Below are 19,928 nucleotides of genomic sequence, written 5' to 3'. Positions count from 1 at the left end.
ACTATTTCTATTGTATAGTAAACATAGCAAAAGATTTTTTATAAGATGTGAATAACCTATGCAAAAGGCTGCATAGTATATAGTAAATCATAAGAATATTGGAGGAGTTTTTTCATGAAATTAAAACACGATCATATGTTGGCACAATTGTGTCATTTTGGTTTCCGCTGTGAGGAGAAGACAGCGGATGGTTTTCTGCGCTATTCCAGACGTATTGGCGATCTTTTAATTACGGTTGCGAATGGTCAATTTGAAAATAAGATTCGTCTTTCTATGCTAGAAGATAAGGAAGGACATATCCGTACCTCTTATCATGATTTGCATGCTTACACGGATTTAATAGGGGCATTGGCACAAGCCGGTATGCTTTTGGAAGAAAGCTATGTCTTGCATCATCATGAAGAAGATCATGCCACTGTTTATGATATGCATGAGAATCCATTAATTGCATTTCCTAAGAAACCAGAAGGGTTTATGATCTAAACAAAGGGTTTGCAATCTCTTTTTATTAACAGTATAATGATGGAAATAAAAAGGGGTGAGCATTATGATTGATGGACATACACATTTAGAAAATGGGCCATTGACACCTGATTACTGTATGGAATTTATCGAGGCAGCAGTGGCAAAAGGGATAGATACTTTGCATATACTGGATCATACACATCGCTTTATTGAATTTGCGCCGATGTATGAACCCTTAAAGAAGGCCGATCCCAGACAAAAAGCATGGTTTGAAAAAAAGCAGTTAGAGCCTTTACAAACCTACTTTGATTTGATCGCTGAAATGAAGTCAAAACAGCTTCCTATTGAAGTAAAATTTGGCTTAGAGGTTTGTTATGCTCCCAAGGATAAAGCATTTTTAAAAGATTTGTTACAACAATATCCCTACGATTTTCTGATTGGAAGCATTCATTCCATTGATGGTTTATTGTATGATATGGAAGCATTTTCCCGGGAAATATTATGGGATAAATACGATACAAACGCGATTTATCAGCGATATTATGAAATTATGGAAGATATGATATGCAGTGGTTTATTTACGCAAATCGGACATCCCGACCAGTTAAAGTTATTCCATTATACACCTACGATGGATATGACACCGATATATGAGCGGATTGCTGCTTTAGCAAAACGCTACCATGTTCAGATGGAAAATAATACAGGTATTTATTATCGCTATCATCATGAGGATATGGGGACGAATGCTGCTTTCCTTAACATTTTGAAGCAACATGGTGTGGACATCATAACTGCCAGTGATGCACATCGTAGTGAACATGTGGGGATGTATATAAAAGAAATAAGTGAATGAGCCTTTCCATAAGGCTCTTTTCTCTGGAAAGGATGTATATGAGTTTATATTTTGTAAGACATGGTCAAACCGATTGGAATCAGCAAGGGAAATTGCAGGGAAGAAGCGATATTCCTTTAAATGCTATCGGTATTCAACAGGCAAAAGATACGAGCAGGTTATTAAAAGATGTATCTATTGAAAAGATTTTTTGTAGTCCGTTAACGCGGGCCATGCAGACAGCGGCCATTTTGCAGGAAGTCACAAAATGCGATATCGTATATGACGACCGTTTAAAAGAGCGCTGCTTCGGTGATTTGGAAGGTAAGAAGATGAATACCATCACAACATACCTTTGGGATTTCCAAGCATTACCTTGCCCGCATGCAGAAGCAATGCTTGCTTTCTTTCAACGTGTACAGGAGTTTCTAAAAGAAATTACCACAGATCTTAGGACACATGATTATTTGATCGTAGCTCATGGAGGCGTATATCTGCCGGTACATGAATATTTTAAAGGATTACAACGTGAACAAGATCTGATGAAGATCGTGCCTAAGAATTGCACCCTAACTAAATTTGATGCATCACTCAGTATTCTTGTTTAATATTGTAAGGATGTTTTAATTGCCAATGAACCTATGCAATCGCATTGGTTTTTTATTACGATTGTATGAACATCCTTTCTGCAAGAGCAAATGTGCAATGGATACAAATGAATCTATCACAATAATGGTAGTTCACAGAAAGGCTTTCTGGTGTTATACTTACCAATGTTGGGAATCCTAGTATATAAGATAGAAAGGAAGGTAGCTATGACAAAAATTGATATTATTTCCGGCTTTTTAGGAGCAGGAAAGACAACTCTGATAAAGAAACTGTTACAAGAAGCATTTGGAAAAGAAAAGATCGTCTTAATTGAAAATGAGTTTGGTGAAATCGGTATTGATGGCGGCTTTTTAAAGGATGCCGGTGTGGAAATTCGGGAGATGAATTCCGGCTGCATTTGTTGTTCATTAGTCGGTGACTTCAGCGAAGCATTAAAGAAAGTGATTAAAGACTATACACCAGATCGCATTATTATTGAACCAAGTGGCGTTGGAAAACTATCCGATGTCATTCAGGCAGTGCGCGGCGTTGTGGAAGAAATGCAGGTGCAGATGAACAGCTTTACGACAGTTGCGGATGCTTTGAAGTGTAAGATGTATATGAAAAATTTTGGTGAGTTCTTCAATAATCAAATTGCTTATGCTAATACGATTGTATTAAGCCGTACGCAAAACTTAAATGAAGAAAAGCTACACGACGTTATTCATGCGTTAAGACATGAGAATGAACATGCGCGTATGATTACAACACCATGGGAAAAACTTGATGGCAAGGAAATCTTACAGGCTATGGAACAAAGTGATGATCTGGCGAAAGAATTATTAGAAGAAAGTGCAATTTGTCCAGAATGTGGGCATCATCACGAACATGGTGAGCATCATCATCACGATCATGAACATCACCACGACCATGATCACGACCATGACCATGATCACACCTGCAGTTGTGGACACGACCACGATCACGACCATGAACATCATCATCACCATCACGCAGATGATGTCTTTACCAGCTTTGGCAGCGAAACGGTGAAGAAATTCAGTCAGGAAGAGTTAACAGCTATCTTAAACGCATTAGCTGATGAAGAAACCTATGGAATGATCTTACGGGCAAAAGGCATGTTAGAAAGTGATAAAGGGGAATGGCTATATTTTGATATGGTACCTCAAGAACATGAAATTCGTATTGGTGCGCCTACCTATACCGGACGATTCTGTGTCATTGGCTCTAAGTTAAATGAAGATGCACTGAAACAGCTGTTTCATGTAGAATAGGAGATCTTTATGACAGTACCTGTATATTTATTTACCGGTTTTTTAGAAAGTGGAAAAACCTCTTTAATCAAAGATACCTTACTGGACCCTGGATTCAATACGGGAGAAAAAACGCTATTATTGGTATGTGAAGAAGGCATGGAAGAATATGATGAGGATTTTCAGAAAAAGACCAATACTGCCATCGTCACTGTGGATAAGTATGAAGATCTGACCTATAAATTCTTAAAAAAATGCGATAGCATGATAGAACCGGAACGTGTAATGATTGAATTTAACGGAACATGGAATCTGACCAATTTTCTTGATACGTTAGATTTTCCATATGACTGGTTGTTGGTTCAACTTCTTTCTACCGTAGATGCCTCTACCTTTGAAATGTATCTAAACAATATGCGCTCAATGATTTATGAACAATTGGTGCATTCTGAAACGATTATTTTTAATCGTTGTGATGAGGATACCAAGAAACTCTATTTGCGGAATAATATCAAGGCTATTAATAAAGGCGCGCAGATTATTTATGAAATGAGAAATGGGGAAATCGCGGAACTTGGCGAAGAGGATATGCCATTTGATCTGCATGCAGATATTTTACAAATCCGCGATGATGATTATGGCTTATGGTATATGGACGCCATGGAACATCCGCAAAAATATGATGGCAAAATTGTAGAATTGAAAGGAAAAGTCATTTCGACACATGTAGATGATATTCCTAATGCTTTCGTATTTGGCCGTTTTGCGATGGTTTGTTGTGCAGATGATACATCGCTTATCGGCTTATTGGTACACTATGCATCTTCAAATGAGCTTTTGCCGAAAGAGTGGGTAAAGGTTCGCGCTAAGGTGAAACTTGAGTATGATGAAGAATATCAAGGAAATGTGCCTATTTTATATGCAGATGATGTAACAACGGTGGATGCATTAGCGGATGAGTTTGTTTATTTCAACTGATTTTTCATGAGGTATACTTTATAAATGATCATAAGGCATTAGCAAAAGAAGCGAATGCCTTTTTTAATTATATACTAGCGCAATATTACCTAATTTTCTGTTTGATTTAAACTTCTTAAGGTTTCCTTTCAATGCGCTTTTTTGCCTTTTTTTGTGTTATACTTCTAATAAAAGATGAAGGAGGGTATGCAGTTGAAAAAATTATTTGTGGGATGTTTAGCGATAGCCTTGTTAATTAGTAATATGACGGTCGTATCCGCACAAACGGCTACTGATACGACACAGGAAAAAACATCCACTTTTGATGGTATAGAAATTGTTACGGGCGAAACCTATCAACCGGTTTCTGAAGGTAAAAATACAATGAAGAATGTAGCTATGGGAGATACGATGGAAAAAGGAAATTTGTATCGTTCTGCCCGTGTTGCAGACCCTTATTGGGAAGAAGGGAAATTCTATGATGGCTATGGCACTTTATTGTATGGCGGAAATGCAAAGAAAATCATAGATGTTTCAGAATGGGAAGGAGTAATTGATTGGGAGAAGGTAAAAGCATCCGATGTAGATGGTGTTATCTTACGTGTAGGCTATGGGAACCAAATGATGGATAAACAGTTCTTGCGAAACTTAAAAGAATGTAATCGTCTGGGGATTCCTTATGGTTTCTATTTATACAGTTATGCGTATGATGCGAATTTTGCATATGCTGAGGCACAAGGATTGCTTGAAATGTTAAAGGGACAGGATCTTTCCAATCTGGCTTATCCAATTTTTTATGATATTGAAAACTTTGGAACATGGTCAGAAGATGGTGTTACCTACCATACTCCATCAACGATTGCGGCATATGAAGAAATCATTGCCACCTTTATTGCGCATATGAATGAGGCTGGTTATCATGGCAAGGTTCAAGTTTATTCCGGTCGTTATTATACACAAACGAAACTTAATTCGGAAAAGATTTTACCTTATGTTTCATGGATTGCCGAGTATGGTCCTAAATTGAATTATGTAAATACGTATTATGATGGAGAAGTGGCATGGCAGTATACGGAGAAAGGCAGTGTGGATGGTATTTCTTATGATGTAGATATCAGCAGTTTTGCCGATGATGCTATGCATGTCATACTTCCTTCAAGCATTCAATTATCAGCTTCTACTGCAACACTTGAAACAGGACTGACCAAAAAAATCAATGCCAGCGTGTATCCTACAGGTGCTTACGATGCATTGTCATGGACAAGCAGCAATCCAAAGGTTGCACAGGTAAGCAGCAATGGCACGATTACCGCAATGGCATCGGGAAGTGCAATCATCACGGCAAAGACAGCTAATGGAAAGACGGCTTCGGTAAATGTGCTTGTAAAGACGCCAACGGTGAAATTATCAGCCATTTCTAAAACAATGTATCGTGGGGAAACAACTAAGCTAACAGCGACATCCAGTAACAAAAAGCCTGTATCTTGGACAAGTAGTGATCCTACGATTGCCAGTGTAGATAGCAATGGAACAATTAAGACACTAAAAAATGGTACGGTGAAAATCAGTGCAAGTGCTAATGGTGGTAAAGCTGCATGTACCATCACGGTGAAAGAGCCAATTCAGATCAGTGCAACAACATCTTCTATTTATCGTGGTAAAACAACAACATTAAAAGCAATACCGGCATATAGTACGACAATTACATGGATGAGCAGTAATCCATTGATTGCGACCGTAAGTTCTAATGGTGTTGTCACCGGTAAGAAAGCAGGAACGGTAACGATAACAGCCAAAGCGTTTGGCAAGAGTGTTGCGAAAACGATCAAAGTGGTAGAGCCATCCTTAAAAGTAACAGGAAGTACATCACTTTATCGTGGTAAGACAACCACCTTAAAGGCCACAACTTCGTATAGTACCAAGGTCACATGGACAAGCAGTAAACCATCGATTGCGACCGTAAGTTCTAATGGTGTAGTCACCGGTAAGAAAGCAGGAACGGTAACGATAACGGCCAAAGCGTTTGGCAAGAGTGTTACAAAAACAATTAAAGTGGTAGAGCCATCCTTAAAAGTAACGGGAAGTACATCACTTTATCGCGGTAAGACAACCACCTTAAAGGCCACAACATCCTATAGTACCAAGGTCACATGGACAAGCAGTAAACCATCGATTGCGACCGTAAGTTCTAATGGTGTTGTCACCGGTAAGAAAGCAGGAACGGTAACGATAACGGCCAAAGCGTTTGGCAAGAGTGTTACAAAAACGATTAAGGTGGTAGAGCCATCCTTAAAAGTAACAGGAAGTACATCGCTTTATCGCGGTAAGACAACCACCTTAAAGGCCACGACTTCGTATAGTACCAAGGTCACATGGAAGAGCAGTAATTCATCAATTGCGACCGTAAGTTCCACTGGTGTTGTCACTGGTAAGAAAGCAGGAACGGTATATATTTATGCGAATGCTTATGGAAAAAGCGTGAAATATAAACTAACGATAAAAGAGCCGGCTTTAAAGTTAAATAAGAGCAGCAGTTCAATTTATAAAGGGAAAACAACGACCTTAAAGGCCACGACTTCCTATCGTACCAAGGTCACATGGAAGAGCAGTAATTCATCAATTGCGACCGTAAGTTCCACTGGTGTTGTCACTGGTAAGAAAGCAGGAACGGCATATATTTATGCGAATGCTTATGGAAAAAGCGTAAAGTGTAAAGTAACGGTGAAAAATCCGACAATTACATTAAATAAAAGCAAAGCAACTGCTTATGCTGGAAAAAGTTATACCTTAAAAGCAACAACCTCTTATCGTACGAAAATATCTTGGAAAAGCAGTAATACAAAAATTGCGACGGTGGATAGTAAAGGTATGGTAAAGCTTAAAAAAGCAGGTAAAGTAACCATATCCGCAACCGCTTTTGGGAAAAAGGTGAATTGTGTACTAACGGTGAAAAATCCGACATTGAAGGTAAGTAAGGCAAGCGTAAGCATCTATAGGAAGAAATCTTATACGGTGAAAGCTACAGCAGTACCTGGTGGAAAAGTAAGTTGGTCTTCCAGCAATAAGGCAATCGCAACCGTATCCAGCAGCGGAAAGATCACCGGGATGAAAAAAGGGACGGCTTATGTATATGCGAAGATTCACGGTTTAAAGAAAACAATTAAAGTTATTGTAAAATAAGGGCAAGATTGATATAATCAGCCCTTTTTTTACGCATTTTATGTATAGAATAATAAAATATTATCTTAAATATACAGGTTATGAATTATTTACAACCGCTTTCATTTGTTATATAATTTGATACACTCCCGATAGAACTTGCATCTCTATACTGAAGGAGGATACATTATGAAAGTAAGACAACATCTGCAAGTGTCCGCAGAAGCTTTTTTTGCGGAGATTATGACATCGATTTGTGCAGATATTCAAAAAGAAACAAAGAAAAAAGTGCGCATGGCAATATTAGAAAAAGGATATTCCTATACCAAACGCTTGCCTAAGCGCAGCACGAAGAATGCCGAAGTGATTGTAAAAATCTTAGACTGCATTCCCAATCGTCGTTACTGTGCAAGCTTTACAAGCCAGATGGATATCACGATCGTATCTTACGACATTGAAGTGATGGATGCCGGCACGATTGCCGTAACCTATGAAGAAAATTATCAGCTGAAAGATGCCTATCAGCTAAAACATCGCTTTTTCAGAGATACGTTATTAGCAAAAGATGCCCAAAAACGTGGTATTAAATTATTGAAACATATTGAACATTGTATCATCAAACAGCAGAAAGCAGGTGCTGTGTGAGATGTTAACCATATCCTTAGAACCCAAGCAGAAGGATTTTATGGAAATCCTGTTAAACGCTGATGCGCCGATATCTATGATGATGCTACAAAAGCAATTAAATATGAGCAGACGCAGTGTATATTATATCGTCAATAAAGTAAATGAACTATTTGCCCAACTGCATATGGAACCTATTTCGAATATACGTGGGAAAGGCTATGTGATGAGTGAAACACAAAAGCTGCAGCTGAAGCCTTTTTTAGAACAACAACAGGATCATTTCCTGCGCCCTAAAGAACGTATTTTTTATCTTATCTGTTGGATGATGTATCCAACAAAACCGATTCACATAGAAGATATCATACAAACCTTGGATGTATCACGCAATTCTGTTTTTAATGATCTTAAGGGACTGAAACATGAACTATCCCATTATGATTTACAGCTAGAATTTGATTTGAAACAAGGGTATTTCATAACCGGTAAGGCATTGCATAAACGAGCTGTTCTTTTATACAGTTTAAAGATGTTGTTACATCGTGTGCATTATCGCAGCTTGAGCTTCCTGAATGTGGGGGAAGTAGAAGATTTTTATGAGCGCCTATTGCGTATCTCAGCTGAAATGGGAAATGAATTTGATAATGCTAATCTACTATCTATTTCCTGCTTGCTGGGAATCATTCATTACACGCATGATGAATTTGATTTCTCTTTATTGGAATTGAAAAATTTAGCGGAAACAAAGGAATTGAATCTGATTGATACATACTTTCAAGATTTTCATGTACATGAACGCTTGTATTTGGCGGTACATCTGTTAGGCTCTAAGGCCGGGGAAGCCTTACAGGTAGAGGATGATGAAAATGATATTCGTTTGTTTGAATTGGCACAACGGATGAGTGATGCCTTTGAACGCATGGCATGTCTGCAGTTGGTTGATAAGAACGGCTTGATCAATTCTCTTTATCTGCACTTCAAATTATCTATGTATTATTACCGTTTATCTATTCAGGTAGTAAATCCTATGATACAGGAAGTAAAAGAGCATTATGCGGATATTTATGCGATGATTTCCATGATATGTCAAGATATGGCAAAAGCTTTTCCTTTCCCCGTTATGGAAAGTGAATTGGTGTATATTACCATGCATTTTGGCGGACATCTGCGTAAAGGAGGCGGTAAGTTTTATCGCCGTATCAAAGTATTGGTGGTTTGTCCAAGTGGTATTTCTACTTCAACGCTATTACGCAGGGAAATTGAAGATTTATATTCCAATGTGGATGTCGTGGCAACGACCTCAGCAGCGAATCTAGCGCAGTTTGAGGATGAAGTGGATTTTATCGTATCCACCATAACCCTTACCAGTGAAGTACCTTGGATACGAGTAAATACGATTTTAACACAAGAGGATAAATCGTGTATCGCCTCGATGATGATGTTGAATTATGAATCTTATACGATGGATCGCAAACAAGTGAATGGGTTATTTGATGTATTGCGAAAATATGTAGAGGAAGCTCAAATGCCTCAATTACAGCGGGATGTCGTAGCATATTTGCGTAATGGCAATGTGTTGGTACATGTAGAAGAGGAAGAACAATTGCGTATCTTTGATGCTTTAAAACAGCAGACCATCCAGATCTTGGATGAACCAATGGAGTGGCAACAGGCGATCCATAAGGCCAGTGAGCCATTGTTGCATAGGGCAATCATCAAGAAGAGTTATGTACAGGCAATGATTGATTTATTATATGATTATGGTCCCTACATCGTATTGGCAAATGGTGTGGCAATTGCCCATGCCAATCCTGAGCAAGGGGCAAATGCTTTAGGATTATCACTGCTTATCAATAAACAAAGCATTACGTTTGAAGATGATGCCAACGTGCATTTTCTCTTTGTATTATCCAATCCTGATCAGGATAAGCATTTGCATCTCTTACGCGATATCATGCGTTTGGCAAATGATACAGCATTAGTAGATCAGCTTCTTAAGATGGAAGATACGCTAGCTGTACTAGAAGGATTAAAGAAATTATCCAATATGCAATAAGGTATTAAAATAAAAAAAGGAGTCCAAGTGATTGCACAATGAAGTTCAGTCGGCTTGGACTTTTTCGTATCTTACATGGTTGTTATAATGGCAACGTAAAGAGATGCATGTCTTACAAAAAAGGAGTGGATAAGGTGAAAGAAGAAAGTATTCAGCTTGCGAATATACAAATCGTATCACAGGTAAAGGATTGGCAAGAGGCAGTAACCTTAGGGATACAAAGATTAATTCTTCACGGTGATGTAAAGGAACAATATCTTAAGGCAGTCATCGATAACGTAAAACACTTTGGTACGAGTTTTATTGTTTCACCTTATGTTATCCTACCACATGCCAGACCGGAACAAGGAGTAATAAGAAATGCTGTTTCGATTGTCTTGGCACAAAAACCATTTTATTTTGATGAACAAAAGGTGCCGGTAAAGCTGCTGCTGATCTTAGCACCGACAGATTCTCGCTCACATTTACAAATGCTGCAAAAGTTAGCGTATATCGTGAGTGACAATCAGACTGTCAAGCAGGTGATGGAATGTACAACACCAGAAGCGTTGTATGACATTTTCCTGCAGTATGAAGCTAAGGTGTAGAAGATGGGGTGAGAATATATGAAATTTCAATTTGTTCCAGAACTGGTTAAAACGGATTTGGAGGCTGTTAATCAAAAAGAAGCCATCACATCACTTGTGACACTATTGAGGAAAGAAGGTTGTGTGCAGGATGATTACGCCGGGCTGGTGCTGGAAAGGGAACAGCAGTATCCAACAGGTCTACAGACAAAAGGTGCGGCGATTGCTATGCCCCATGCGTTTGATGAGCGTATCAAAGATTCACATGTGGCAATCGGCATTCTGAAAGATGCTGTCAGTTTTCACAACATGGAAGATATGGAAGAAAGTCTAAATGTCCATATTATCTTCCTGTTAGCTGTTGGGCAAGCGCATGAACAGTTGGAAATGCTGAAGATCTTAATGGGATTGTTTCAAGAAGAAACGATGTTGCAAAAGATGCTGGCAACACATTCTTCGCAGGCAATCTGTGATATGTTGAATGGGTATGTGCAGCAACAAGCTTAAGAAGCAGAAAAGAGGATATAGAGATGAAAAAAATCGTAATTGCTTGTGGTGCAGGCTTGGCAACCTCAAGCATGGTAAAAGATAAGGTGGAAGCAATCTTAAAACAAAAAGGCATTGCTTTTCAAACAATGCAATGTACGTTAACAGAAGTTGATAATTACGATGGCAGCGTGGATTTGATTATAACGACCATGCGTGTCAGAAAGAAATATCATTCACCGGTACTTTCCGGCAGTGCTTATTTATCAGGTGTAAATGAAGATGAAATAACCGCAAAAATGCTGGAAATCTTGCAAGGATAGAAAGGAGTTACGTATGCAAGTTGTAATGGATGTCATCAGTTACATTGTAGATCTGGGAAGCTATATCTTTGTCCCTATGCTCATGTGTCTGATTGGTTTATTGTTTGGTTTGAAGTTTCCCAAAGCTCTTCGTGCCGGGGCAACGGTTGGTGTTGGCTTGGTCGGTGTCAGTATCGTATCTACACTAACATCACAATCTTTAGGCCCTGTCATCAATGAGATGGTAAAGGTCTTAAATCTAAATTTGACGGCAATCGATGTCGGCGGTTCACCGGCAGCAGCCGTAGGCTTTGGTGGGTTGTTAGGAGCATCACTGATTGTTATTATCATATTCGTAAATATCGTAATGGTTGCTTTAAAGCTTACCAATACGGTAAATGTCGATGTATATAACTTCTGGTACTTTGCCATAACAGCAGGTTTTGTACAGATTTTAACAGGTAGCTTCTGGTTAGCTATTTTAGCCGGTGTCACTCATGCCATCTTAGGCTTAAAGGTTGCGGATATCATGGCGCATCGTACCCAGCAAATCATCGGCATTGAAGCAATTGCCATTCCGCATGGCTTTGCGGCAGCCAGTGCGCCTTTGTTCCTGCTGTTAGATAAAGTTTATGATCATATTCCTTTCTTAGCACATCGCAAGATGGAAGAAGAGTATGAAGAAGAAACCAAAAAAGGAATTGGCCATTATATCGGAGCTATCTTTGGAGAACGTATTTATTTGGGATTGATCATGGGTATGTTCTTTGGTATCGTAGCCGGCTATGATTTTAAGGGAATTGCCGATGTAACGATTAAAACAGCAGCCTTGATGGAATTATTCCCAACGATGGTTAAAATGCTGGTAAATGGTTTAATACCGATTTCCAATCAAGCAAAGCAATTCTTCACCAAGCATTTTGCGGACCGTGAATTGTATATCGGCTTAGATTCTGCTGTTACCATCGGACATCCGGTGACAATATCTGTTGGTTTCTTAATGATTCCTGTCTTTATGATCGTAGCGGCGGTGTTACCGGGAAATACGACATTGCCACTAGGAGAAGTACCGTTTGCGGCTTTCTATGTTTGCTTTGCGACGATTGTACATCGCGCAAATCGCAGAAGAACGATTGTATCCAGCTTGATCTTTATTCCAATCGTGTTATGGATTTCCAGTTGGGCTGCCCCTATGTTTACAGAGCTGGCACACAATGCAAATCTGACACTGGTAGCACAAAATCAGCAGGCAACTACGATGGCTTTAGGAAATCTGTTTATTTTAATTCCAACCTTATTAGCGGAAATACCGGTGGTTGGCGCTATTGCCTTGATTGTCATTGATGTAGCAGTCATCTTCGGTGGTAAGGCTTTGGAAAAATATTATGCGAAAGAAGACGCAAAATTTGAAGAAACAATTGGGATAGAATCCTTATAAGGAGTGTTAAAAAAATGAAAAAATTAACGATTGGTGTAGTAGGTGCCGGTATTTACGGGAATTATCATATCCATACCTATTGCTGTGATAAAAATGTTGAACGTGTGGTATTTTGTGATTTGAATGAAGAACGCAGAATAGCCACGGCTGATAAATATCAGATAACCGGTTATAAAACCGTAAAAGAAATGATTGCGCAGGAGCAGTTAGATGCAATCAGTATCGCAACACCGGATCCATATCATTTTGAACCAGCCAAAGATGCCATGGAAGCCGGAATCAAGTATTTGTTTATTGAAAAACCACTGGCTACCAGTGTAAAAGAATGTGAAGAATTGATTGCTTTAGCTGAAAAACACGGAGTTAAGATTTCGGTAGATTTTCATAAGCGTTGGGATCCTGCCTATAATGCCATCCGTGATGAAATCAAAAAAGATGAGGATACCTTTATCCGTGGCTATATGGCGCTGGATGATATCATTGATGTGCCTAGAAAGTGGTTTACTTGGACAGATAAATCGTCTCCTGCCTGGTTTCTAGGGGTACATTGTTATGATTTAATTCGCTATATAACAGGCAGTGAAGTAGAAAAAGTATATGCAGTCGGCAATAAGGAAGTATTGAAAAAGGAAGGTTATCAGACATATGATAACATACAGGCAATCTTGACGATGAAAGATGGCAGCAACTGGACGGTAGAAAACAACTGGATCCTGCCTGTGACTTTTCCTAAATCCAATGATGGACAGCTTGTTGTCGTAACCGAAAAGAAATATTTTAAGAATGAATCCTATCGTGGTGTTAAGAGCTTTACGGATAAGAAAGAGTCGATTCCAAATTATATCTTCATGAATTTTACCCAAGACAGTGCCAGTGGCTTTGGTTTAGAACCAATGCAGGAATTTGTGGCTGATATTTTATCAGAACGTCCATTTAGAACTTCTATTTATGATGGCTTACAGGCAACGCGCATTGCACAGGCGGTACATGATTCTTGTGAAAGCGGAAAGGTCGTGTATTTATAACCATGGTGTGCATCGCCTCTAAACAATTACGGATAGAAATTGATGAACTGGGTGCACAAATGCGTTCCTTGTATAGCATCCCACAGCAAATGGAATATTTATGGCAAAGAGATGCGGCGATATGGGGCAGCAGTGCTCCTGTCGTCTTTCCTGTCATAGGAAAGCTACACAATTTATCCTATCAGCTGGATGGAAAAACCTATTCCATGCGTTCTAATGGCATCCTGCGGTATGAAACGTTGCCCATTCTTGCGCAGGGAGAATCGTATGTGGAGTTTTTGTTCACCAATACACAAGAAACAATGAAACAATATCCGTATCAATGCCGCGTGCGTCTGCGTTATGAAGTGATCGATAATAAGCTCATTGTAACAGCAGCGATTTCTAATGATGATACACGTACTCTATATTATAATTATGCCGGACATCCGGGGTTCCGCATTCCTTTAGATGAGAATGAATCCTGTGATGATTATTATGTAGAATTTGAGAAACCGGAAACAATGAATATTTATGAGGTATGTGAAAGTGGGCAGCTGCTACAGATACAACAACCCTTCTTTCATGAAGAACGACGTTTCTTCATACGCAAAAATCTGTTTCAAAAAGAGGCATTGGCATTTATCCATCCTGCATCAACGAAATTGCATATTCGCTCACTGACAAAGCAAACAAAGATAACTGTTGATTTTACCGGCTTTGATCATGTGGGAATCTGGTCACCATATCATAAGGAGAAAAAGCTTTCCTTCCTATGTGTGGAGCCATGGATCGGTCATACGGACTTTTATGGCTATGAAGGCGATTTTAGTAAACGAGATGGCATTGCTTCTTTAGCACCGAAAAAAACAAGCGTACATCAATATAGTATTACCATATCTTAAAGGCGGATTGTTAAAATCGTAAACCCTTCTTACATAACTTACAGATAACAACTTTCACTTTGGATGTATCATGAGATGAGCATGGTACATCTTTTTACTATGGAAAATAAAGAGGAGTATCCCTAAGAAAGAAAATTGTGCACTTTTCATAGCCGTGTTATACTGATAATATGTATATGGGAGGTATGATCATGGGATTCTTTAAAAAACATAAAGCAAAGCAGGAACAGCTTGTTCCTTTGGAGGTATATGAAGAAAATGAAATCCAAGAGCTGGAAGCATATATTCAGAAAACCTTCGGCCCTTTTGAAAATGTTTTTCACGAAATCTTTTCGCCGGATATTCATGTGGATATTGCCATAATAGCTCCTAATGAAACAGATCCTTATTATAAACTTGTCACCATGGGTATGGGTGCGCATGATATGGAGGTACCATCGCAATTTGCTGCGTATGAATTACGCAATGCCGAATTGCTAATCTATCTTCCAGCAGATTGGAACATCGAAAGTAATGATGAAAATGATTATTGGCCACTTCGTTGGCTGAAAATAATCGCTCGGATGCCGATAGATTATCATACATGGGTCGGTTATGGTCATACCATTGCAGCTGGATCCGATCGTGCAACGCTATCTGATAATAATCAATTTGAGGGGATTGGGCTGATTGAAGCATTAGAAGCCGAAAAGAAACCGGCGTGTGTGCGCTTAAGCAGCGGAAAACTCATCCGTTTTTATCAATTGTTACCTTTATATGGGGAAGAAATGGAGTATAAGCTACACTGTCAGGATATGGAGGCATTGTTAGCTAAATTTGATGATGATTTCTCACTTGTCGTCGATATTCATCGTAAAAATTATGGAAAGCTTTGAGTTTATAAAAGTCGGTTAACAATGATAGGATCACTCCTTTCGTAAACAACGTTTTCTTTATTTACGTTGTCTACATAGAAGTATTCATATCACAATAAGACTGACTTTTTTTTGTTTAAAATGAGCATTTCATATTGACAAGATAAGTACCTGGTATTATATTTAGCTTGCTAACAATTAGCAAGCTAATGATTGAGGTGAAGAAATGAAAACGCCATTTTATCTTATGGTATTTAAAACTTTTCATGCACAGCGCAACCAAATTCGCAAAGATATGGAAAGTTATGAGCTTTCTCCGGGACAACCGAAGGTTTTACGCTATGTTTTAGGAAATGAGAATTGCATGCTGAAAGATATTGCTGAAGCGTGTGATGTAGAATGTGCTACAGTTTCCCGTATTTTAACTTCGTTAGAAGAGAAAAAAATGTTGATACGTACAATTGATGCGAAAAATAAACGCGCATTGAAATTATGCATTACCGAAAAGGGCAAGCATGCTTTACAAGAATGGAATGCCCATTGTAAAGAAGTGGAAGCATTGTCATTGAAAGGTTTTAGTGAGGAAGAGCAGGAGCAATTTAAACAGTTTCTTAACCGTATGTATCACAATCTTAGCAATAAAACGTTAGATTAGGAGGTAAGATTATGCTGAAACGTATGTTTCCTTATATGCATAAGTATCGCAAATATCTATGGCTAAGCTGTTTCTGTGTGGTTGCGGAAACCGTATTTGAGTTGGTCATTCCTTTATTAATGGCGGATATCATAGATGTTGGGGTTGCCAATCAAGATAAGACATATATTTTGTTACAAGGCTCTAAGATGATTGCATGTGCATTGCTGGCACTGATTTTGGGGGTGCTGTATGCACGCTTTGCGGCAACGGCAGGGCAAGGATTCGGAGCAGAATTGCGAAAAGATGAGTTTAGGAAAGTGCAGGAATTTTCTTTTGCGAATACCGATCATTTTTCTACAAGTTCTTTGATAACCCGTTTAACTAGTGATGTTACCATTTTGCAGACAGCCATTTCCAATGGAATACGGCCCTTTGTTCGCTCACCGGTCATGTTGCTGACAGCTTTAATTTTAACCTTTACGATTAATAAATATCTAGCCATCGTATTCTTGATAGCAATCCCGATATTGGGCCTTGGTTTATTTCTGATCATTCATAAGGTGGGCCCTTTATATCGTTTGATGCAGGCATCCATCGACAAGGTAAATACCATCGTTCAAGAGGATCTGATTGCCATACGTGTGGTGAAATCCTATGTGCGAGGCACGTATGAGAAGACCAAATTCCAAAAGGTCAATGAGCAATTACGCTATGCAAGTGAAAAAGCATTCCGGACTTCTGTATGGAATCTGCCATTGTTTCAGGTGGTTATGTATACGACCATTTTATGTATTCTCTGGTTTGGGGGAAATATGATTTTCGTTGGTACGATGAAAGTCGGGGAATTGACCGGGTTTTTAAGTTATGTTTTACAGATACTGAATTCTTTGATGATGATTTCCAATGTCTTTTTGATGTTGACACGATCACTTGCCAGCTGTGAACGTATTATTGAAGTGTTGGATGAACCATTGGATATTCATGATGAAGCAGGAGCTGATGCTTATATTGAACATGGAACGATTGATTTTTCTCATGTGTATTTCAAATATAAGAAAGATGCTGAAGAATATGTGCTGCGTGATATCAATCTGCATATTCCAGCCGGTTCTACCATCGGTATTCTGGGAGGTACCGGTTCGGCAAAAACAACCTTGGTACAGTTGATACCACGTTTATATGATGTGGAAGATGGCATCGTATCCATTGATGGACGCAATGTGAAAGCATATCCTTTACAGCATTTGCGTGATGCCATTGGTATGGTATTGCAAAAGAATACTTTATTTTCCGGAACGATTCGTGAAAATCTGTTATGGGGAAATGCGCAGGCGGATGATGAAGAGCTAGACTGGGCATGTGAGGTTGCTTGTGTAAATGAGTTCTTACCTAATTTCCCTAAGGGATATGAAAGTGATTTAGGGCAAGGCGGTGTTAATGTATCTGGTGGACAAAAGCAGCGTCTTTGCATAGCAAGAGCATTGCTGAAACATCCTAAAGTCTTAATTTTTGATGATTCCACGTCAGCTGTGGATACCGCAACCGAAGCGCATATTCGAGAAGGCTTAGCAGCTTTAAAAGACACAACAAAAATTATCATTGCGCAGCGGGTCACCAGTGTAATGCATGCGGATCAGATCATCATCTTAGAGGATGGAGGCATTCATGCCATCGGCACGCATGAAGAGTTGTTGGCAAAGGATGCCATTTATCAGGAAATTTATACTTCACAACAGGAAGGAGCTGGTTTCCATGGCTAAACAGATTACGGGAAAGAAACCCCAAAATATGCGGAAAACCTTAAAAACCTTTCTGCATTATTTAGGAAATCATAGCTTTGCTTTGTTGTTTGTTGGGGTATTGGTAATTGCCAGTGCAGAAGCGAATCTATATGGCACCTATATGTTACAACCCATCATAGATAATTATATTGTTCCTCATGATCACGATGGTTTAATCATGGCCATTCTGTTTATGGCTTTGATGTATGGCAGCGGTGCTGTATGTACGGCTATTTACAAACAGCTGATGACGCATACCTCACAAAAGATCGTTATGGAGATACGTCAGGATTTATTTGCGAAAATGCAGAAATTACCATTACGCTTCTTTGATTCAAATACGCATGGGGATATTATGAGCCATTTTACAAACGATTTGGATACGGTACAGGATGCAATGAATAACTGCTTTGATAATCTTATCCAAAGCTTTACCATGATAATCGGTACGTTAATTGCCATCTTTATTTTAAACTGGCAGCTTTCATGTATTGTTATGATTTTTATGATTATTATGTATTTGCTGATTCAGTATTACAGTAAAAAGTCTAAGTATTATTTTTCGCATCAGCAAGCAGCGATGGGAAAATTAAATGGGTTTATCGAGGAAATGGTTGATGGTGTTAAGGTCGTTAAAGTATTTAATCATGAAGAACCAAACTTTGAAGAATTTGAACGCCGTAATGAAGCATTGCGCAGTGCAGCTACCGAAGCACTGACTTATTCTGGAAGAACTATACCAACGGTTGTGTCATTGTCATATTTCAACTACGCAATTGTCGCATGTATTGGAGGTTTCTTCGCAATCGCTGGAAATCTTGGCCTTGGGGCATTATCCGCATATTTGGTATATGTACGTCAAACAGCTTTGCCAATCAACCAATTCACGCAACAGTTAAACTTTATGTTAGCCGCAATGGCAGGTGCTGAGCGTATTTTTGATATGATGGAAGAATGTGAAGAGGTAGATAATGGAGAAGTAACCCTTACACGGGTCCGTCTGTTAGCCGATGGCAGTATGCAGGAATGTCAGGAATATACAGGACATTGGGCATGGCGACATCCACATGATGGTGAAATTGAACTTGTATTGCTGCGTGGTGATGTCCGTTTCCATGATGTTGTTTTTGCCTATGAACCAGGGGTAACGATCTTAAAAGACATTAACCTATATGCCAAACCCGGACAGAAAATTGCCTTTGTGGGCAGTACCGGAGCCGGCAAGACAACCATCACCAATTTGATCAACCGCTTCTATGATATCGAAAGTGGCAGTATCACCTATGATGGGATAGATGTAAAGCTCATTGCCAAAGATGATTTACGTCGTTCGATGTCCATCGTATTACAGGATACGCATCTGTTTACGGGTACGATTGCGGATAATATTCGCTATGGAAATCTACATGCTACCATGGATCAGATTATTGAGGCAGCAAAACTGGCAAATGCTCATTCTTTTATTAAGCGTCTTCCTGATGGATATCATACGATGCTGAGTGGAGATGGAGCAAACTTATCACAAGGACAGCGTCAATTGCTTGCGATTGCCAGAGCAGCAATCGCTAATCCTCCAGTTCTGATCTTAGATGAAGCAACTAGCTCTATTGATACACGTACGGAAAAACTGATTGAACAAGGAATGGATAAATTAATGCAAAATCGTACCGTCTTTGTGATTGCCCACCGTTTATCTACGGTTCGCAATGCCGATGCCATCATGGTCTTAGATCATGGAGAAATTATCGAACGTGGAAGTCATGAAGAACTATTAAAACAAAAAGGACGTTATTATCAATTATATACCGGACAGTTTGAATTAGATTGATAAGATAGATTCCCATGTCTTTGTAACCTTTTTTAGAAGTATTAAGGGCAGTTACGTATAAATAACTGCTCTTTTTCATGTGTGGCGGGCATGCCACATATCTAGGGTGAAAATCCCTCGGGGCGTAGTTATCGACGAACCCAAGAGCGACTTGCAAGTTTCATATCGT

General features: G+C 39.1%; 18 protein-coding genes. All 18 read left to right on the top strand.

All coding sequences use genetic code 11. From position 1 onward, the window contains the following. The first annotated feature begins 114 nt into the window (after positions 1-114). The 18 genes from EDD61_RS08820 to EDD61_RS08735 all read left to right on the top strand — a co-directional run bounded on the left by EDD61_RS08820 (position 115) and on the right by EDD61_RS08735 (position 19,759). Positions 115-483, top strand: coding sequence for a hypothetical protein (locus EDD61_RS08820; RefSeq protein ID WP_008689924.1), 369 nt, complete (start codon positions 115-117; stop codon positions 481-483). Between the two features lie 64 nt (positions 484-547). Next, on the top strand, positions 548-1,321 hold the full coding sequence (locus EDD61_RS08815; protein WP_132225049.1) for a histidinol-phosphatase HisJ family protein: 774 nt from the start codon (positions 548-550) through the stop codon (positions 1,319-1,321). A gap of 38 nt (positions 1,322-1,359) precedes the next feature. Next, complete coding sequence (locus tag EDD61_RS08810; protein ID WP_207901017.1) at positions 1,360-1,908, top strand: histidine phosphatase family protein; 549 nt, start codon at positions 1,360-1,362, stop codon at positions 1,906-1,908. A 207-nt stretch (positions 1,909-2,115) separates the two neighbouring features. Then, complete coding sequence (locus tag EDD61_RS08805; protein WP_132225045.1) at positions 2,116-3,183, top strand: CobW family GTP-binding protein; 1,068 nt, start codon at positions 2,116-2,118, stop codon at positions 3,181-3,183. A gap of 9 nt (positions 3,184-3,192) precedes the next feature. Next, positions 3,193-4,140 (top strand): TIGR03943 family putative permease subunit, encoded by a 948-nt coding sequence (locus EDD61_RS08800; RefSeq protein ID WP_008979699.1) that lies wholly within the window; start codon positions 3,193-3,195, stop codon positions 4,138-4,140. 192 nt (positions 4,141-4,332) lie between these two features. Beyond that, positions 4,333-7,299, top strand: a complete 2,967-nt coding sequence (locus EDD61_RS14085; protein ID WP_243642710.1) for an Ig-like domain-containing protein — start codon at positions 4,333-4,335, stop codon at positions 7,297-7,299. A 168-nt stretch (positions 7,300-7,467) separates the two neighbouring features. Beyond that, entirely contained in the window at positions 7,468-7,923 is a 456-nt protein-coding gene (locus EDD61_RS08790) for a DUF3284 domain-containing protein (protein ID WP_008689915.1), read from the top strand. Between the two features lie 40 nt (positions 7,924-7,963). Continuing rightward, on the top strand, positions 7,964-9,958 hold the full coding sequence (locus EDD61_RS08785) for a BglG family transcription antiterminator (RefSeq protein ID WP_243642709.1): 1,995 nt from the start codon (positions 7,964-7,966) through the stop codon (positions 9,956-9,958). Between the two features lie 134 nt (positions 9,959-10,092). Continuing rightward, complete coding sequence (locus tag EDD61_RS08780; protein ID WP_008689913.1) at positions 10,093-10,545, top strand: PTS sugar transporter subunit IIA; 453 nt, start codon at positions 10,093-10,095, stop codon at positions 10,543-10,545. Positions 10,546-10,563: 18 nt separating this feature from the next. After that, positions 10,564-11,031, top strand: coding sequence for a PTS sugar transporter subunit IIA (locus EDD61_RS08775; protein WP_008689912.1), 468 nt, complete (start codon positions 10,564-10,566; stop codon positions 11,029-11,031). A 23-nt stretch (positions 11,032-11,054) separates the two neighbouring features. Next, positions 11,055-11,333 (top strand): PTS sugar transporter subunit IIB, encoded by a 279-nt coding sequence (locus tag EDD61_RS08770; RefSeq protein WP_132225039.1) that lies wholly within the window; start codon positions 11,055-11,057, stop codon positions 11,331-11,333. A 13-nt stretch (positions 11,334-11,346) separates the two neighbouring features. Next, the gene (locus tag EDD61_RS08765; RefSeq protein ID WP_008689910.1) at positions 11,347-12,750 is read left to right on the top strand and encodes a PTS transporter subunit IIC; all 1,404 of its coding nucleotides are present in this window, start codon (positions 11,347-11,349) and stop codon (positions 12,748-12,750) included. Positions 12,751-12,764: 14 nt separating this feature from the next. Beyond that, on the top strand, positions 12,765-13,775 hold the full coding sequence (locus tag EDD61_RS08760) for a Gfo/Idh/MocA family protein (RefSeq protein ID WP_008979706.1): 1,011 nt from the start codon (positions 12,765-12,767) through the stop codon (positions 13,773-13,775). Positions 13,776-13,777: 2 nt separating this feature from the next. Then, entirely contained in the window at positions 13,778-14,659 is an 882-nt protein-coding gene (locus tag EDD61_RS08755; RefSeq protein ID WP_132225037.1) for an aldose 1-epimerase family protein, read from the top strand. Positions 14,660-14,850: 191 nt separating this feature from the next. Then, the gene (locus EDD61_RS08750) at positions 14,851-15,534 is read left to right on the top strand and encodes a suppressor of fused domain protein (RefSeq protein WP_132225035.1); all 684 of its coding nucleotides are present in this window, start codon (positions 14,851-14,853) and stop codon (positions 15,532-15,534) included. A gap of 205 nt (positions 15,535-15,739) precedes the next feature. Continuing rightward, entirely contained in the window at positions 15,740-16,168 is a 429-nt protein-coding gene (locus tag EDD61_RS08745; protein ID WP_008689905.1) for a MarR family winged helix-turn-helix transcriptional regulator, read from the top strand. An 11-nt stretch (positions 16,169-16,179) separates the two neighbouring features. Then, positions 16,180-17,910, top strand: a complete 1,731-nt coding sequence (locus EDD61_RS08740; RefSeq protein ID WP_132225033.1) for an ABC transporter ATP-binding protein — start codon at positions 16,180-16,182, stop codon at positions 17,908-17,910. Next, entirely contained in the window at positions 17,903-19,759 is a 1,857-nt protein-coding gene (locus EDD61_RS08735; RefSeq protein ID WP_132225031.1) for an ABC transporter ATP-binding protein, read from the top strand. Before EDD61_RS08740 ends, EDD61_RS08735 begins: the two co-directional genes overlap by 8 nt. Positions 19,760-19,928 lie beyond the last annotated feature (169 nt).

The organism is Longicatena caecimuris, from assembly GCF_004341945.1.
Lineage (GTDB): Bacteria > Bacillota_I > Bacilli_A > Erysipelotrichales > Erysipelotrichaceae > Longicatena > Longicatena caecimuris.
This window is presented reverse-complemented; position numbering and strand designations above follow the sequence as displayed.

What these genes read in the sequence shown, in the direction of transcription:
- EDD61_RS08775 (WP_008689912.1), top strand. Translation starts at nt 10,564, where the DNA reads ATGAAATTTCAATTTGTTCCAGAACTGGTTAAAACGGATTTGGAGGCT.
- EDD61_RS08805 (WP_132225045.1), top strand. Translation starts at nt 2,116, where the DNA reads ATGACAAAAATTGATATTATTTCCGGCTTTTTAGGAGCAGGAAAGACA.
- EDD61_RS08740 (WP_132225033.1), top strand. Translation starts at nt 16,180, where the DNA reads ATGCTGAAACGTATGTTTCCTTATATGCATAAGTATCGCAAATATCTA.
- EDD61_RS08820 (WP_008689924.1), top strand. Translation starts at nt 115, where the DNA reads ATGAAATTAAAACACGATCATATGTTGGCACAATTGTGTCATTTTGGT.
- EDD61_RS08815 (WP_132225049.1), top strand. Translation starts at nt 548, where the DNA reads ATGATTGATGGACATACACATTTAGAAAATGGGCCATTGACACCTGAT.
- EDD61_RS08790 (WP_008689915.1), top strand. Translation starts at nt 7,468, where the DNA reads ATGAAAGTAAGACAACATCTGCAAGTGTCCGCAGAAGCTTTTTTTGCG.
- EDD61_RS08745 (WP_008689905.1), top strand. Translation starts at nt 15,740, where the DNA reads ATGAAAACGCCATTTTATCTTATGGTATTTAAAACTTTTCATGCACAG.
- EDD61_RS08760 (WP_008979706.1), top strand. Translation starts at nt 12,765, where the DNA reads ATGAAAAAATTAACGATTGGTGTAGTAGGTGCCGGTATTTACGGGAAT.
- EDD61_RS08750 (WP_132225035.1), top strand. Translation starts at nt 14,851, where the DNA reads ATGGGATTCTTTAAAAAACATAAAGCAAAGCAGGAACAGCTTGTTCCT.
- EDD61_RS08755 (WP_132225037.1), top strand. Translation starts at nt 13,778, where the DNA reads ATGGTGTGCATCGCCTCTAAACAATTACGGATAGAAATTGATGAACTG.
- EDD61_RS08810 (WP_207901017.1), top strand. Translation starts at nt 1,360, where the DNA reads ATGAGTTTATATTTTGTAAGACATGGTCAAACCGATTGGAATCAGCAA.
- EDD61_RS08800 (WP_008979699.1), top strand. Translation starts at nt 3,193, where the DNA reads ATGACAGTACCTGTATATTTATTTACCGGTTTTTTAGAAAGTGGAAAA.
- EDD61_RS08735 (WP_132225031.1), top strand. Translation starts at nt 17,903, where the DNA reads ATGGCTAAACAGATTACGGGAAAGAAACCCCAAAATATGCGGAAAACC.
- EDD61_RS08765 (WP_008689910.1), top strand. Translation starts at nt 11,347, where the DNA reads ATGCAAGTTGTAATGGATGTCATCAGTTACATTGTAGATCTGGGAAGC.
- EDD61_RS08770 (WP_132225039.1), top strand. Translation starts at nt 11,055, where the DNA reads ATGAAAAAAATCGTAATTGCTTGTGGTGCAGGCTTGGCAACCTCAAGC.
- EDD61_RS08785 (WP_243642709.1), top strand. Translation starts at nt 7,964, where the DNA reads ATGGAAATCCTGTTAAACGCTGATGCGCCGATATCTATGATGATGCTA.